The 15,138-nt window shown below is 68.2% G+C and carries 13 protein-coding genes; 5 read left to right on the top strand and 8 right to left on the bottom strand.

Annotation, left to right across the window (positions count from 1 at the left end):
- The first annotated feature begins 26 nt into the window (after window positions 1-26).
- The 5 genes from MRBLMD1_RS13685 (at window position 27) to MRBLMD1_RS13665 (ending at window position 6,314) form a co-directional block, all read left to right on the top strand.
- Window positions 27-1,772: an L-lactate permease gene (locus MRBLMD1_RS13685; RefSeq protein ID WP_159632740.1), complete on the top strand. Its 1,746-nt coding sequence runs from the start codon at window positions 27-29 to the stop codon at window positions 1,770-1,772.
- 69 nt (window positions 1,773-1,841) lie between these two features.
- On the top strand, window positions 1,842-2,588 hold the full coding sequence (locus tag MRBLMD1_RS13680; protein ID WP_159632741.1) for a FadR/GntR family transcriptional regulator: 747 nt from the start codon (window positions 1,842-1,844) through the stop codon (window positions 2,586-2,588).
- Between the two features lie 16 nt (window positions 2,589-2,604).
- A complete protein-coding gene (locus tag MRBLMD1_RS13675) occupies window positions 2,605-5,433 on the top strand; it encodes an FAD-binding and (Fe-S)-binding domain-containing protein (protein ID WP_364400491.1) in 2,829 nt (942 codons plus the stop codon).
- 181 nt (window positions 5,434-5,614) lie between these two features.
- Window positions 5,615-6,175, top strand: coding sequence for a hypothetical protein (locus MRBLMD1_RS13670; protein ID WP_224025244.1), 561 nt, complete (start codon window positions 5,615-5,617; stop codon window positions 6,173-6,175).
- Complete coding sequence (locus MRBLMD1_RS13665) at window positions 6,168-6,314, top strand: hypothetical protein (RefSeq protein WP_201302453.1); 147 nt, start codon at window positions 6,168-6,170, stop codon at window positions 6,312-6,314. The genes MRBLMD1_RS13670 and MRBLMD1_RS13665 overlap by 8 nt, the downstream gene beginning before the upstream one ends.
- On the opposite strand, the gene MRBLMD1_RS13660 is transcribed toward MRBLMD1_RS13665, so the two are convergent.
- The 8 genes from MRBLMD1_RS13660 to MRBLMD1_RS13625 all read right to left on the bottom strand — a co-directional run bounded on the left by MRBLMD1_RS13660 (window position 6,311) and on the right by MRBLMD1_RS13625 (window position 14,653).
- The gene (locus tag MRBLMD1_RS13660; protein ID WP_224025242.1) at window positions 6,311-6,574 is read right to left on the bottom strand and encodes a hypothetical protein; all 264 of its coding nucleotides are present in this window, start codon (window positions 6,572-6,574) and stop codon (window positions 6,311-6,313) included. The genes MRBLMD1_RS13665 and MRBLMD1_RS13660 overlap by 4 nt on opposite strands.
- Before the next feature lie 172 nt (window positions 6,575-6,746).
- Window positions 6,747-7,844: a DUF2891 family protein gene (locus tag MRBLMD1_RS13655; RefSeq protein ID WP_364400486.1), complete on the bottom strand. Its 1,098-nt coding sequence runs from the start codon at window positions 7,842-7,844 to the stop codon at window positions 6,747-6,749.
- A gap of 21 nt (window positions 7,845-7,865) precedes the next feature.
- Window positions 7,866-8,837 carry a DUF979 domain-containing protein gene (locus MRBLMD1_RS13650; protein WP_364400483.1) on the bottom strand — a complete coding sequence of 324 codons (972 nt, stop codon included), beginning with the start codon at window positions 8,835-8,837 and terminating at the stop codon, window positions 7,866-7,868.
- On the bottom strand, window positions 8,834-9,547 hold the full coding sequence (locus MRBLMD1_RS13645; RefSeq protein WP_159632746.1) for a DUF969 domain-containing protein: 714 nt from the start codon (window positions 9,545-9,547) through the stop codon (window positions 8,834-8,836). Before MRBLMD1_RS13645 ends, MRBLMD1_RS13650 begins: the two co-directional genes overlap by 4 nt.
- A gap of 209 nt (window positions 9,548-9,756) precedes the next feature.
- Window positions 9,757-10,434, bottom strand: a complete 678-nt coding sequence (locus tag MRBLMD1_RS13640) for a GntR family transcriptional regulator (protein ID WP_364400480.1) — start codon at window positions 10,432-10,434, stop codon at window positions 9,757-9,759.
- Window positions 10,435-10,483: 49 nt separating this feature from the next.
- Entirely contained in the window at window positions 10,484-12,232 is a 1,749-nt protein-coding gene (locus MRBLMD1_RS13635) for an acetyl/propionyl/methylcrotonyl-CoA carboxylase subunit alpha (RefSeq protein WP_364400477.1), read from the bottom strand.
- Window positions 12,225-13,892, bottom strand: a complete 1,668-nt coding sequence (locus MRBLMD1_RS13630; RefSeq protein WP_364400474.1) for a 5-oxoprolinase/urea amidolyase family protein — start codon at window positions 13,890-13,892, stop codon at window positions 12,225-12,227. The genes MRBLMD1_RS13635 and MRBLMD1_RS13630 overlap by 8 nt, the downstream gene beginning before the upstream one ends.
- 2 nt (window positions 13,893-13,894) lie before the next feature.
- Window positions 13,895-14,653 (bottom strand): LamB/YcsF family protein, encoded by a 759-nt coding sequence (locus tag MRBLMD1_RS13625; protein WP_364400472.1) that lies wholly within the window; start codon window positions 14,651-14,653, stop codon window positions 13,895-13,897.
- Between the last annotated feature and the right edge of the window lie 485 nt (window positions 14,654-15,138).

The raw sequence follows: 15,138 nt of genomic DNA, 5'->3' as shown, positions 1-15,138 counted from the left end.
CATCGCCCTCATCGTGGAGGAACTTCGTGGACCACTTCACCCCCAGCACAGACCCGGTGCTGAACAGCGTTGCCTGGTCGGCCATCGTCGGCCTGCTGCCGCTGCTGACCTTCTTTGTCCTTCTCGCCGTCGTCAGGACCAAAGCCCACGTGGCCGGGGCCTTCGCCCTGCTGGTGGCCCTGGCGGTAGGCATCCTGGCTTTCAAGATGCCCGCCGGACTGGCGCTTCTGTCCGCCACCCAGGGCGGGGTCTTCGGCGCCTTCCCCGTGCTGTGGATCGTGGTCATGGCCGTCTGGCTCTACCAGGTCACGGTGCTCAGCGGCCGGTTTGAAGACCTCCGGCGGGTGTTCGACGTCATCGGCGGGGGCGACGTCCGACTGCAGGGCGTCCTGATCGCGTTCTGCTTCGGCGGGCTGCTCGAGGCCCTTGCCGGCTTTGGTGCGCCGGTGGCCATCACCGCCACCATGCTGCTGGCCCTGGGCCTGCCCCCGCTCCGCGCCGCTGCTGCCGTGCTGGTGGCAAACACCGCCCCGGTCGCCTTTGGTGCCATGGCCATCCCGATCACCACCGCTGCGGGACTCACGGGCCTGCACGCCACGGACATTGGTGCCATGGTGGGCCGCCAGGCGCCGTTGCTGGCAACCTTCGTCCCGCTGATCCTGCTCTTCATCCTGGACGGACGCAAGGGCTTGAAGGACTGCTGGCCTGCCGCGCTTGTCATCGGATTCTCCTTTGCCGCAGCGCAGTTCCTCTGCTCGAACTTCTTCTCCTACGAACTCACCGACATCATGGCCTCGCTGGTGGGCCTGGGCGCGGCTGTGCTGTTCTTCCGCTTCTGGAAGCCCCGGGGCACCACAGCAGCGCGTGACCGGCTGGGCGTCGCCGCGGAGGCCGCTGCGGCCGGCACCACGCCGGCAGGCCAGGGTCCGCGAATCGCCCGGTCCGGCAGCGTCGCCACCATAGAGGCGGCCGACGGCGAAAGCCTCACCCCGGCACGCACGTGGCTGGCACTGTTTCCCTACTTCCTGGTCATCGTGGTGTTCGGCATCGCCAAACTGTGGAAGCTCGGCGTCGACCTTCCGGCCGCCCTCGCCGCCACCGATGTCAAGGTTCCATGGCCTGTCCTGCACGACGCCCTGGTGGGCGCCGACGGCAAGCCGCTGTCCTCCACCGTCTACGTCTTCCAGTGGCTGTCCAGCCCGGGCACGCTCCTGCTGATCACGGGGTTGATCGTCGCGGCCGTCTACGCCCGCTTCGATGAGGGCGGCCGCTTCCACATGACAGTTGGCAACGCCGTGGCCGAAATCGGACGGACCATCTTCAAGATGCGCTGGGCCGGCCTGACCATCATCACGGTGCTCGCCCTCGCCTACGTCATGAACAACTCGGGCCAGACGGTCTCGATCGGCGTCTGGCTGGCCGGCACCGGAAGCTTCTTCGCGTTCCTCTCCCCGGTGCTCGGCTGGCTGGGCACGGCCGTGACAGGTTCGGACACCTCCGCGAACGCACTGTTTGCCAAGCTGCAGCAGACCGCCGGCCTGAATGCAGGCATCGACCCGAACCTGCTCGTGGCCGGCAATACGGCGGGCGGTGTGGTGGGCAAGCTCATCAGCCCGCAGAACCTCGCCATTGCCGCCACCGCCGTGAACCTTGACGGCCAGGAGTCGGTCCTTCTGCGTAAGGTAGTCGGATGGAGCGTGGGGTTGCTTCTGGTGCTGTGCACCATCGTCTACCTGCAATCCACCCCAGTCCTGGGCTGGATGCTCCCGTAGCCCTCCACCCGCGCACAACCGGGGTGCGGGCCCTCCCGGCCCGCACTCCACCACTCCAGAGGATCGCCCGTGACACCCGCCGCAGCCGGAGCAGCCCCCCGACGTCGAACCCACGATGCGCTCCTGAAAGACATTGAAGCGGACCTGCGGGCCGGCAAAATCAAGGTCGGAGACCGGCTCCCGGGCGAACGGACCCTGGCGGAAAACTATGGAATATCCAGGGCGTCCGTACGCGAGGCCATCCGTATCCTCGACGCCATGGGCGTGGTCCGCAGCTCGGTAGGCTCCGGTCCCACCTCCGGTGCCATTGTGGTCTCCGATCCGTCCGCCGGACTCTCCTCCGCCCTCCGGCTGCATGTAGCCAGCAACCGGCTGCCGGTCCAGGACATCGTCCAAACCCGTATCCTCCTGGAGACGTGGACTGCCCGCGCCGGTGCCGCGCGCGAAGGCGGCGACGCGGAGCGGAAACAGGCGGCCCAACTGCTGGAGGCCATGGACCAACCCGAGCTGGACCGGGCAACCTTCCACGAGCTGGACGCCAGGTTCCATGTGGCGCTGAGTTCGCTTGCAGGCAACGAAGTCATGGCCACCATCATGGAGTCCCTCAGCGGCTCGATCGTGGGCTACGTCAAGGGAGCCATGGACGCGATGGAGGACTGGCCGGCGGTCCTGGCAGCCCTGCGCACCCAACACCACGGAATCTTTGATGCCGTCCAGTCCCGTGACGGCGAACTCGCCGCACGCCTGCTGCGCGAACACATCGAATGGTTCTACCAGCGGGCCGGGGACGCCACCCCGCCCCACCCCATTACCTGATTTCTTGGAGCCACGCATGAGAACCACAGCCGCAGGAGCCGAATCCCCCGTCCACCTGCTGGATCCGGATACCGTCAGCACGCGGGACCTGGACCGCCATGCCATGGCACATGACGCCTCGCACTACCTCCTGGTCCCGCAAGGGGTGGCCACCCCACGCAATGCCGCCGACGTTGGCGCCCTGCTCCGGCGCAGCCGGGAGCTTGGGCTTCCCGCCACCTTTCGTTCCGGTGGCACGAGCCTGTCCGGTCAGGCCCTGAGTGACAGCCTGCTGATCAACACCCGCCAGCATTTCCGCGGCGTTGAGGTGCTCGACGGCGGCGCCCGGGTCCGTGTCCAGCCCGGCGCCACGGTGCGCAGCGTCAACGCCAGGCTTGCCCCCTTTGGACGCAAGCTCGGCCCGGATCCCGCCAGCGAAATCGCCTGCACCGTGGGCGGTGTCATCGCCAACAACTCCTCAGGAATGGCGTGCGGCACTGAGCTCAACACCTACCGGACGCTGGAATCAATGGTGCTGGTGCTGCCCTCGGGCACGGTCATCGACACCGCCGACGCCGACGCAGACCGGCGGCTGCGCGAGCTGGAACCGGAACTCCACGAGGGGCTCCTGAAGCTGCGCCGGCGGGTGGTGGGAAACGACCAGTCCGTCCGCATCATCCGTTCACTGTTCTCGATGAAGAACACCATGGGCTACGGCGTGAACTCCTTCCTGGATTACGAACGCCCCGTGGACATCCTGATGCACCTGATGATCGGCAGCGAGGGAACCCTCGGCTTCGTGGCGGAGGCTGTCTTCCGCACCGTCGAGGTCAAACCTGCCGTTGCCACCGGTCTGCTGGTCTTCAACACCCTCGACGCGGCGATGGGAGTCCTGCCGGACCTGGTGTCCACCGGCCTTGCCACCATTGAACTCATGGACGCGGCAGCGTTGAAGGTGGCCCAGGCCGCCGCCGACGCCCCCGCCGCGATCCGTACCCTGCCGGTCCAAGGACACGCCGCGCTGCTGGTGGAACACCAGGGCTCGGACGCCGCCGAACTGTCCGGCAAGCGCGCAGGCTCGCAGCAGCTGTTCGACTCGCTGGACCTTGCAACACCCTTCGCGCTGACCTCCGACCCGAAAGACCGGGCTGCCCTGTGGCACGTCCGCAAGGGCCTGTACACGGCCGTGGCAGGCGCCCGCCCCTCCGGAACCAACGCACTGCTGGAGGACATCGTTGTCCCGGTTCCCGCCCTTGCCGGCACCTGCGGCGAACTGACACAGCTCTTCCACGAGCACCACTACAAGGAATCGGTGATCTTCGGGCACGCCAAAGACGGAAACGTCCACTTCATGCTCAACGAGCGCTTCGACGATCCGGACCAACTGCTGCGCTACCAGGCCTTCACCGACGAGATGGTGGACCTGGTCCTCGGCGCGGGCGGTTCACTCAAGGCCGAGCACGGGACAGGCCGCATCATGGCCCCCTTCGTCCGCCGCCAGTATGGCGACGAGCTCTACGCAGTCATGCAGGAGATCAAGCGGCTGATCGACCCGGCCAACCTCCTGAACCCGGGTGTGCTGCTCGCCGACGACCCCCTCTCCTACATCGAAAACCTCAAGGTGGCTCCCACCGTCGAGGAGGAGGTGGACCGCTGTGTCGAGTGCGGGTACTGCGAACCGGTGTGCCCCAGCAAGGACATCACGCTTACTCCGCGCCAACGCATCGTGCTTCGGCGCGACATTGCTGCCGCTGAGCAGCGCGGCGACCACGCCCTCGCCGGCAGCCTGCGCAAGGACTATGACTACGACGGCATGCAGACCTGCGCTGCGGACGGCATGTGCGTCACCGCCTGCCCGGTGCTGATCAACACCGGGGACCTGGTCCGTCGGCTGCGCAAGGAAAATGCGAACACCGTCGCCGCGGCCGGCTGGAACAAGGCCGCCGAAAACTGGGGCGCCGTGACCGCCGGCGGCGGCCTGGCCCTGACTGTAGCCAAGGCCATGCCGGCGCCGCTGCCAAAGGCCGCGACCGCCGTCGGCCGTGCGCTGCTGGGACCGGAGGCGGTGCCCGCCTACGCCGACGTGCTGCCCGGCGGCGGTTCCAGGCGCCGGGAACGCCGGGACCCAGGCAGCGTGGCGGTGTTCTTCCCGGCCTGCATCGGCACCATGTTCGGCCCCGCGGAGGGACCGGAAGGCAAGGGAAAGGGCTCAGCCCAGGCATTCCTGGACCTCTGCGAACGTGCCGGAGTGGGCATAACCGTCCCCGAAGGCATCCAGAGCCTGTGCTGCGGCACGCCGTGGAAATCCAAGGGCTTCTCCCAGGGCTACGACGCCATGACCGCCAAGGTCCTGGACCAGCTGTACGAGGCCAGCGGCCGCGGCAGGCTGCCCGTGGTGTGCGATGCCGCTTCCTGCACGGAAGGCCTGGAGACCATGAAGCGTCTTGCCGGCGCGGACGGGGAACGGTATGCCGGACTGCGCTTCGTTGACTCGGTGGAGTTCGTCCACCAGCACGTCCTGGGCCAGCTCACGGTAACCGCTCCCCTGGGTTCCATGGCCCTGCACCCCACGTGCTCATCCACCCAGCTGGGAACCAACCCCGCGCTGCTCGACATCGCCGGGGCCGTCACGGATGACGTGTTCGTGCCGGTCAACTGGGGGTGCTGCGCGTTCGCCGGCGACCGGGGCCTGCTCCACCCTGAACTCACCGACTCCGCCACCAACCGGCAGGCCGGCGAGATCAACGAGCGGGAGTTCGATGCCTATGCCTCCACCAACCGCACCTGCGAGCTGGGGATGTCCAAGGCGACCGGCCACTCCTACCGCCACCTGCTGGAAATCCTCGAGGAGGCCACCCGGCCCTGAGGCATCCCGCTAGACTGGCCGGGCAAGGACGGATTGGGGGATCCAGGGCGGCGCAGCCGCTTGTTCCGCTGGTCGGTCGCAGCCAGCGGACCCAAGGACCATCATGACCTTCTTCCAGGACTTTCCCGTCCCTCCCCTGCCGCCCCGGCCGCGGTCAACCAGGCACGTCCCGCCCCCTTGGGTGGCTGCACCCGCCTACGAACTGCCTGCCGTTGTCCATCTGGGCACGTTCGTGAGCCGGACACCGGGAATGGTGGTGGCGGTCAAAGGCGCCGAAGTCTTCTCTACCGGGTGCCTGTTCAGTCTGTCCTGGCTCTTCCGCCGGACCGATCAATCCGATAGGGACTGGGACGATTTGCAGCCGCTGTTCTTCCAGCCCGGCAGGGGCTTTCGCGGGCGCAGCGAGCGGCAGACCGGGCTGATGTTCGGCGTCGAATTTCCTGACGGTTCAAAAGCGAGCACCGGCAGCCAAATTCCCTACGGGCTGATGGAACCGGGCACCAACCCGGAGCCTCCGGTCCTCGCCCTGAACGGCGGCGGTGGCGGCGGGGGCGATGAGGAGTTCTCCGGCAGCGGCACCCTTTGGCTGTGGCCGCTGCCCCCAGCCGGGGATCTCCGGCTGGTTTGCCAATGGACCGACTTCGGCCTGGAGGAAACGTCGTTGATGCTCGACGGCGGGGCCCTGCGTCAGGCAGCGGCTTCCGTTCAGCCGTACTGGCCGGAGGAGGAAAACAATGGGTGACTTTACCGGGCTGGTCCTGTTTGTCCTCGTGGGAGCCGTCTTCTTCTACATCCTGTACGGCGTGATCCGCGCAGGGGTCCGGGACGGCATCCTCCAAGCGGACGGGCGGCGCGCCGCGCGCTCCGAACAGCTGAATTAGGCCTCCACTGCGGTGACGATGCTTCCGTACCCCTGCAGGAACATCCGCCGGCCCTGGCCTTCGTCCGTCCATACCCAGATAACGGAGTAGTCGGAGGTCACGGCATCCACCACCCCGGTGCCGGAGACGGTTCCCTCGGCGAAGCGGACCCTGTCCCCCACGGCGATCCGGGGATGCCTGGTCCGCTTCCTCCTGGGCTTGAGGGCGGTTTGCCCTGCCGTTGCAGGGTCTGGCGTGCAGGTGCTGGCGTGCTGGCGCATGGAATTCCTCTGGGCTCGCGGGCGGACGGTCAGCTCATTACGACCCTGCCCGCTGCTCCCAGGTCACGCACTGGGCGTGGTGGGAAAAGACTAACGCGGCGGCGCCCATATGGGCACCGCCGCGTCCCTTCACACCGAGTGTGACTGGTTCATCCCGTCACCTGCTGGATAGTCAGTCCAGCGCCGCCACGGATCCCAGCGCGTCCCAGGCGAAGCTGGCCAGCCAGTGCGTGGACATGAAGTCGCCACTCTCCAGCCCGCGAAGCCCGGCCTTCAGCAGCGGGTCCAGGGCCTCGTTGAGCTCAGCCGCCGCGGCGGACGCCACGGACGTGGAGGATTCCCGGAGGGTGGCGATGATCCGGGCCACCTGTCCGGCGCGGGTCAGGTTCAACCCGTGGAGGTGCACCAGGTAGCCGTCGGTTTCGTCCGTGACGCTGACAGGCTGCAGGATCCGCGACTCAGCGGAAAGGCCGGGGAGGAACGCCGCGAACCAAGCGTCGAACTCGTCGGCGGACAGGACGCGGCGCATCAGGTCCGCCTCGCTCAGCCCGGCGGAGAGGAAGTCCTGGCCGCTGAGCTCCCAGTCGCCCGGCCAGCCACGGTCGTTCCCGAACCAGGTGCGGGCCACTTCCTCGCACGCCGCGGCAGCATCAGCCCGGCCCAGCGACCGGAAGGCATCCAGCATGTAGCCGACACCGAACGCGGCGTTGGTGTGCAGCCCGTGCCGGACCGGGTACTGGGCCTTGGCCATCCACGCCACGCTGAGCTCCGCCACGGCGTCCACCAGCGGCTCCAAGGCGGTGCCCCATTCCCGGAGCTGCGCATCGGAGGACGCGGAACATGTGGCGGCCAGCCGCATCAGCCACGCCCACCCGTAGGGCCGCTCCCAGGAGGGGTTGGCCACCAGGTAGTCCCGTTCCACTGCCAGCTTCGCCTGCGTCAGGTTGGCGCCCAGCGCTTCCCGGAGGGACGCCTCGGTGGAGCTGTCCACCCAGGCCGCCGTGCCGCCGTCGGACGCTCCCGCCGGGGCAGCCCCGGCAGAAGGTGACCCGGGGGTGCCGCCCAGCAGGCTGGCCCCCAGCCAGTGCATGTGCACGCAGGAGTGCCAGTCGAAGGAGGTGTAGAAGGCGGGGTGGATCTGCTCCGGGGTGGGCCGGTCGTCGGCGGACACCTGGGTGTGGTGGGCCGAGTGCGGGAAGGGCTCGGAAAGGTTGCCCAGCACCACGGCCGCGTAATCCGGTGCCGCCTGTGCGCGAAGATCGTTGTCCATGGTGCTCCTTTGCGAAGGGGTTTAGTGGAAGGCCAGGAAGTACATCAGTGCGATGTTGACCGCCAGCAGCGGGATGGCCGTGCCCACCTGCGCCGTGATGACGCCGTACTTGTTCTTCATTTCCAGCAGTGCGGACGGCACCAGGTTGAAGTTGGCGGCCATGGGGGTGCAGAGCGTGCCGCAGAAGCCGGCGAGCATGCCGATCGCGAAGATGATGGCGGGGTCGCCGTGGAAGGTCTGCACCAGCACGGGCCAGCCGATGGCGGCGGTCATGATGGGGAAGGCGGCGAAGCCGTTGCCCATGAGCACGGTGAAGAGGAACATGCCGATGCAGTAGACCAGCACGCCTGCGATCAGCGAGCCCTTGGGCAGCAGCCCGGAGGCCAGGGCGCCCACGGCGGTTCCCACGCCGGCCTTGGTGAAGAGGATGCCCAGCGTGGTGAGCATCTGCGGCAGCAGCGCGGCCCAACCGATGGATTCGAGGATGCGGCGGCTCTCAAAAATGGGCGTTGCCGGGTTCTTCGGCTTAAGGATCAGGAGGGCGACGACGACGGCGGCCACGGCGCCGATGGCCAGGGCTACCAGCGTGGTGTTCTTGGGGTCCAGCAGCGGGGTGCCGCCGATGTTCAGCACGGGCGCCGCAAGGACCAGGATGACGGTGACCAGGGGCAGCGTCAGGGCGGGGATGAAGAGCTTGTTGCCGAAGCGCTTCGCGAAGGCCTCGCGCTGCGGGCCGGTGGAGGTGCGGTGCTTGCCGTGGCCCAGCAGGCCGGTGGAGGCCAGGACAACCAGGATCAGGACCGCGATGCCCAGGATCCAGCCGGGCGCGGTGCCGGCCTGGACCCAGGTGCTGTAGAAGAAGCACAGGCCCAGCAGGCCCCAGAAGGCGGAGCTGCCCCAGCGGCGGGGGTGGTTGGCATCGGCGGCAATCAGCGATGCCCAGGCGACGAACAGAATGCCGATCAGCCAGTAGACGGCTTCAACGTTGATCATTTGGCTTCTCCTGCGGTTTCCTTCTGGGCGGTGAGCTCGTATTCGCGGTATTCCTTGTCCAGTTGCTTGTCCAGGCGAAGGAGCCGGAAGCCGTGGATGAGGAAGGCGGCGATGGCGGTGGGGATGGCCCAGAGGGCCAGCTGGAGCGGTTCCAGGTGGAGGTGGTACGTGGTGTCCACGAACGTGGTGATCAGCAGGATGGAGCCCACGGCCACGAAGACGTCCTCGCCGAAGAACACGCCCACGTTGTCAGCGCCGGCGGAGTGGCCCTTGATCTTCTCGCTGATCTTTTCCGGAACGTGCCCGTAGCGGCGCAGTGCTGCGCCCTCGGCCATGGGGAACACCAGCGGGCGGACGGTCTGGGCGTGGCCGCCGATGCTGTTCAGGCCCACGGCGGCGGTGATCTGGCGGACGGCCAGGTAGCCGATCAGGACGCGGCCCGCCGTCAGCTTGGCCAGGCGGCCGATGAGGACCTTGGCCTGCTCCTGCAGTCCGAAGTACTCGATAATGCCCACCACCGGCAGCACCGCCACGAAGATGGTGACCGAACGGCTGCTGGCGAAGCCGGTGCCGAACGAGTCGAGGATCTGTGCGGGGTTCATCCCGCCCAGCAGTGCGGTGACGATGCCGGCGACGGTGACGACAATCAGGGGGTTCAGGCGGATGGCGAAGCCAACGATCACCAGCAGCACCCCGATGAGTACAAGCATGATTATCCCTTCCCAGGGGACCCGTGACGGGTCTGCGAAAGTGGGGGCCGGCGCGTCCGTGCCCGGTTGACTGGTTGGGCGGCGCCGAGGGGCGGGAGCCCCGGTTACGTCAGAGCTGCAGGATGCAGTGAGCTGCAGAACAACGGTGTGATCCACAGCATACCGTTTTGTTCAACAATCCTGCAACCCCTCCCTGGGAAGGGTCTTGGTCAGCGTTCGACGGCAGCGAGCAGCTGCGCTTCGGCTCGGTCCAGGTAGGCGGACAGGAAGTCCGCTGCCGCGGCCCGGTCCCCGGCTTCCATGAGCTCCACGATCCTGGCGTTGTCCTCCACGTACGGCTCATGGAATGCGGGGTTGGCGGCCATGGAGTGGAACACCAGGCGCATTTCGGCCAGGACCTGGTCCATGAGGCTGTTGAGCCGCTCACTGCCGGCACGGTTAACGAGGGCGCGGTGGAAGTCCTGGTTGGCGCCCGCCATGCCGGGAATGTCCCCCTCCACGGCGGCGGCCCTGGCGGCCTTAATGATGGCCGGCAGCGGCTCGATGGAGGTCTCGCCGGACCACAGCACTGCCGCAGGTTCCAGGAAGCGGCGGACGCGGTAGATCTCGCGGATGTCATCCGCCGTCGGGTGGGCGACGAAGACGCCCCGGTTGGGGATGCGGGTGACGATGTGCTCGGCGTGGAGCGCGGTGAACGCCTCCCGCAGGGTGTTGCGTGACACGCCAAGGGCCTCGCGGAGGGCTTCCTCCGCGAGCTTGGAACCGGGCTTGAGCTTGCCGGCCGCGATGCGGCTGCGCAGCTGGGCGGCCACCCAAAGCCCGGTCTCGGAGTGCTTTGTGGTCCTGGCCTGGGCCTGGAGATCGGCCAGCACCTCGTCAAACGTCATGGCACCACGATATCGGCCCAGGCCTGTGCCGGCGCGCCGGCGTCCCCGCTCACCCGATGCTGGTGAGCACTTGGCCTGGCGCCACGGGGTCCCCCGCCGCTGCGAACTGCTCGCCCAGCGTGCCGGCGCGGTGGGCGGCGACGGCGGTCTCCATCTTCATGGCTTCGAGCACCAGGACCGTTTCCCCTTCCTCGACCGAGGCTCCGGGCTGGGCCAGCCACTTGACCACGGTGCCGGCCATGGTGGCCAGCAGGTCGCCGTCGTTCTGTTCCGCCTCTTCCTCTGCCTTCTGCTTCGGGCCGTCCGCACCCCGGCGGCCGCCGCCGTCCAGCAGTGAATCCAGCAGCGCCTTGGGCAGCCCCAGTTCCATGCGCTTGCCGTCCACCTCGATGCCGATGGTGCGGCGGGGCTCCTCCGGGGCGGCGGGACTGAAGGCAGGGTCCGCCTCCAGGGATGCCGCGAACCCGCTCTCGATCCAGGTGGTGTAAATGTCCAGCCCGTCGGTGCGGGTGAAGTCAGGGGTCTCCACCACGGCCCGGTGGAACGGCAGCACGGTGGCCAGGCCGCCGATGCGGAACTCGCGCAGGGCGCGGCGGGCGCGGCGGAGGGCCTGCTGCCGGTCCGCGCCGGTGACCACCAGTTTGGCGAGCAGGGAGTCGAACTGCCCCGGCACCACGGAACCGGCGCGGACACCGGTATCCACGCGGATGCCGGGTCCGGTGGGCACCTCGAACCCGGTGACGGCACCCGGGGACGGCAGGAAGCCGCGGCCCGGGTCCTCGGCGTTGATCCGGAACTCGAACGCGTGGCCGCGCGGTTCCGGGTCCTCCAGGATGGGCAGCTTCTCCCCCGCCGCAATGGCCAACTGGGCTGCCACCAGGTCCACGCCCGAGGTCTCCTCCGTGATGGGATGCTCCACCTGCAGCCGGGTGTTCACCTCCAGGAAGCTCAGGAAGCCGCTGCCGTCCAGCAGGTACTCCACCGTGCCGGCGCCCACATAGCCGGCCTCGCGGCAAATGGCCTTGGCCGAGGCGTGGATGGCCGCCCGCTGGTCGGGGGTGAGGAAGGGCGCGGGAGCCTCCTCGACGAGTTTCTGGTGGCGGCGCTGCAGGGAACAGTCTCGGGTGCCCACCACCACCACGTTGCCGTGCGTGTCGGCGATGACCTGGGCTTCCACGTGGCGGGGCCGGTCAAGGAATTTCTCCACGTAGCACTCGCTGCGGCCGAAGGCGGCCAGGGATTCACGGACGGCGGAGTCGAAGCTTTCCTCGATGTCGGCTTGGTTCCGGACCACCTTCAGGCCGCGGCCGCCGCCGCCAAAGGCAGCCTTGATGGCGACGGGGAGTCCCACCTGCTCGGCGAACGCCCGGACCTCGGCGGCGCTGGCCACCGGGCCGTCGCTGCCCGGGGCCAGCGGGGCGCCGGCGCGGACCGCCACTTCGCGGGCGCTGACCTTGTCGCCCAGGAGCCGGATGGTTTCCGGGGACGGCCCGATCCAGGTCAGCCCGGCGTCGATGACTGCCTGGGCGAAGCCGGCGTTTTCGGATAGGAAGCCGTAGCCGGGGTGGACGGCGTCGGCGCCGCTTTTCACCGCGATGGCGAGTATTTTTTCGATGTCCAGGTAGGTGTCCTGGGGCTTGGAGCCGGGCAGCGCGTACGCCTCGGTGGCGGCGGAAACGTGCAGTGCATCGGCGTCGGGATCGGCGTAGACGGCCACGCTTTCCAGGCCTGCATCGTCGCAGGCCCGGGCGATCCGGACGGCAATCTCGCCTCGGTTGGCAATGAGGACTTTACGCATGGGGGCTTTCCTTAGGAGTTTCGGGCAGTTCTGCCGGGAGCATGGCGGCGAACCGCACGGTGGTGCCCGGGGGAAGTTGGGCGGCTTTGTCCAGGTCTGCGTGGACGACGACGGCAATCACCGGATACCCGCCGGTCACCGGGTGGTCGGAGAGGAACAGGACGGGCTGGCCTTCCGGGGGTACCTGCACGGCGCCGCGGACGGTTCCTTCGCTGGCCAACTCTCCGTCCCGGCTGCGGGTGAGGGCGTGGCCGTTCAGCCTGAGGCCGATCCGGTTCGACTGGGGTGTGACGGTCCACTCCTGGGTGAGGAAATCCTGCAGGGTTTCGCCGCTGAACCAGTCCTCCCGGGGTCCGGGGACCACGCGCAGCACTGTGGCTTCGTTCCGGTCCGGGAGTGGCAAGGCCTCGGGGTGGCCCACGATGCTCCCGGGCTTGGGAGTCCGCACGGGCAGGACGGTGCCCGCCTGAAGCGGTTCGGGACCGATGCCGGACATGGTGTCCGTGGAACGGCTGCCCAGGGCTTCGGGTCCGCCGAGTCCGCCGCGGACACCCACGTAGGAGCGGAGGCCTGCGGTGGGGGTGCCGACGGTCAGCCGCTCCCCTGCCAGGAGGGCAAAGGGGGCATCGCACGCCGCGTGGCGTACCGCCGTCGTCCGCCTTTCTTCCCCAGCCCGCAGCCCATCCGGCATGATCTCCAACGGAACGGCTGCTCCGGTGACCGCCAGGACCTGGTCGCTGAGGGCAACGAGTTCCAGTCCGCCGAAGAGGAGTTCGATTCCGGCATCGCCTTCCCCGTTGCCCACCAGGCGGTTGGCGCGGCGGAGTGCTCCGCGGTCCATGGCGCCGGCGCTACTGACGCCCAGCGACGCGTAGCCCGGGCGGCCCAGGTCCTGGATGGTGGACTGCAGTCCGGGCTTTCGGACGGCGAGGCCTTCGGTGGCTTGTGCTTCCTTTGAGGCCGCGCCGGCATTGGACTGCTGGTGGTGGGTCACGGTCGCTTGGGCACGGACCGCGTTGAACCGGACGGTGTCCCCGGGCCGGACCAGCGCGGGACTTTCCCGGCCCAAGTCCCACATGGCAGCATCGGTCCGGCCGATCAGTTGCCAGCCGCCCGGGGATTGCCGGGGGTAGACGGCCGAGTAGGCGCCGCCCAGGGCAACAGCTCCGGCGGGGACGGCGGTGCGCGGCGAGCGGCGGCGGGGAACCTCCAGGCTGGAATCCTGCCCGGTGAGGTAGGCGAAGCCCGGAGCAAAGCCCGCGAAGGCCGCGGTCCACAGCTGGCCGGTGTGGGCTGCCACGACTCCCCCGCGGTCCAGCCCGGTGAGCGTGGCAACCTCATCCAGGTCCTCGCCGTCGTACACCACGTCGATGGTGACCAGCGTGCCCGCGGTTTCTGTGGGCGCCTCGAGGTCCAGGCTGCGGACGTGCGCGGCCAGTGCCTGCGCTGCCTGCGGCGAATCCGTCGTGATGAGGACCGTGGAGGCGGCAGCGATGACGTCCACCTGGCCCGGCTGCGGATGTGCGGTGAGCTGCGCCTGGAGGCTGAGGACGGCGTCCAGGGACGGCAGCTCCACCAGGATGGCCCTGTCCCCTGCGGGGCGGATCCCGGTCAGGGCCGCGTGGGCGGCAGTTTGAGCCTCGTGCTGCTGCGCGGTCATGGCTAGGCGAAGCTCTGGATCTGGATGCCGGCATCCACCAGTGCGGCGCGGACGGCGGCGGCCATCGCCACGGACCCGGGGGTGTCACCGTGCAGGCAGATGCTCTCGGCGTTGACGGGGACCAGGGAGCCGTCGATGGCACGGACAACGCCGTCGGTGGCCAGGCGCAGGACGTGCTCGACGACGTCAGCGACCTCGTGCAGCACTGCGCCCGGTTCGCGCCGGGAGACCAGGGTGCCGTCCGGATTGTAGGCCCGGTCAGCGAACGCCTCGGCCACGGTCCGCAGTCCGGCGGCTTCGGCCTGGCGCTGGATCTCGGAGTTGGGGAGCACCATAAGGGGCAGCGTGGGGTCCACGGCGAGGATCGCTGCGACCACGGCGCCGGCCTGCTTGGGGTGGTTCACGATGGTGTTGTAGAGGGCACCGTGGGGCTTGACGTAGCGGACGGCTGTTCCTGCTGCGAGGGCTACTGCCTGGACTGCGCCGATCTGGTAGACGACGTCAGCGGTCAGCTCTTCCGGGGTCATGTCCACGAAGCGGCGGCCAAATCCGGCCAGATCCCGGTAACCGGGGTGGGCGCCAACGGTGACGCCGGCCTTCACAGCAGCCTGGCAGGTGGCCATGATGCCCACGGGATCGCCCGCGTGGAAGCCGCAGGCTACGTTGGCGCTGGATACACTTTCGAAAATGGCGGCGTCGTCGCCGAAGGACCAGTTCCCAAAGGACTCGCCGACGTCGCTGTTCAGGTCGATGCTGGGCATTGTGATCTCCGTCTCGGATTGGTGTCCTTCAAGAATGCCCTAAAAAGCCGGATTGTTCAACAATCCATCATCCTCGTTACGAACCTCTCCGCGACGCGGCATCACGTCCTGCCCCTTCTCCCCCAACGCGGCATCACATCCTGCCCCCCTCTCCCCCTACCCGCTATCACATCCTGCCCCTTCTCCCCCAACGCGCTCTCACATCCTGCCCCTTCTCCCCCTTCAGCATCACCTGCTGTCAGGTAGTGGGCGGGAAGTGATGGCGAGTCCGAAGAATCCGGGCAGGATGGGATGGCGCGTTGGAGCACTGGCCCGAGGGTTTCCCTGGAACGGGGTTCCGCTCGCTGCGGCATGGGGTGTTTTGTGTGTTAAATGTGGGAGGCCCCAACCGTGTGGTTGGGGCCTCGACCATTAATAGTTGTTCCGGCGGTGACCTACTCTCCCACACCCTCCCGGGTGCAGTACCATCGGCGCTGTGGGTCTTA

It is taken from the genome of Pseudarthrobacter sp. LMD1-1-1.1, assembly GCF_040676255.1.
Lineage (GTDB): Bacteria > Actinomycetota > Actinomycetes > Actinomycetales > Micrococcaceae > Arthrobacter.
Note: the sequence above shows the minus strand (reverse complement) of the source record. Positions and strands in the feature narration are given on the sequence as shown.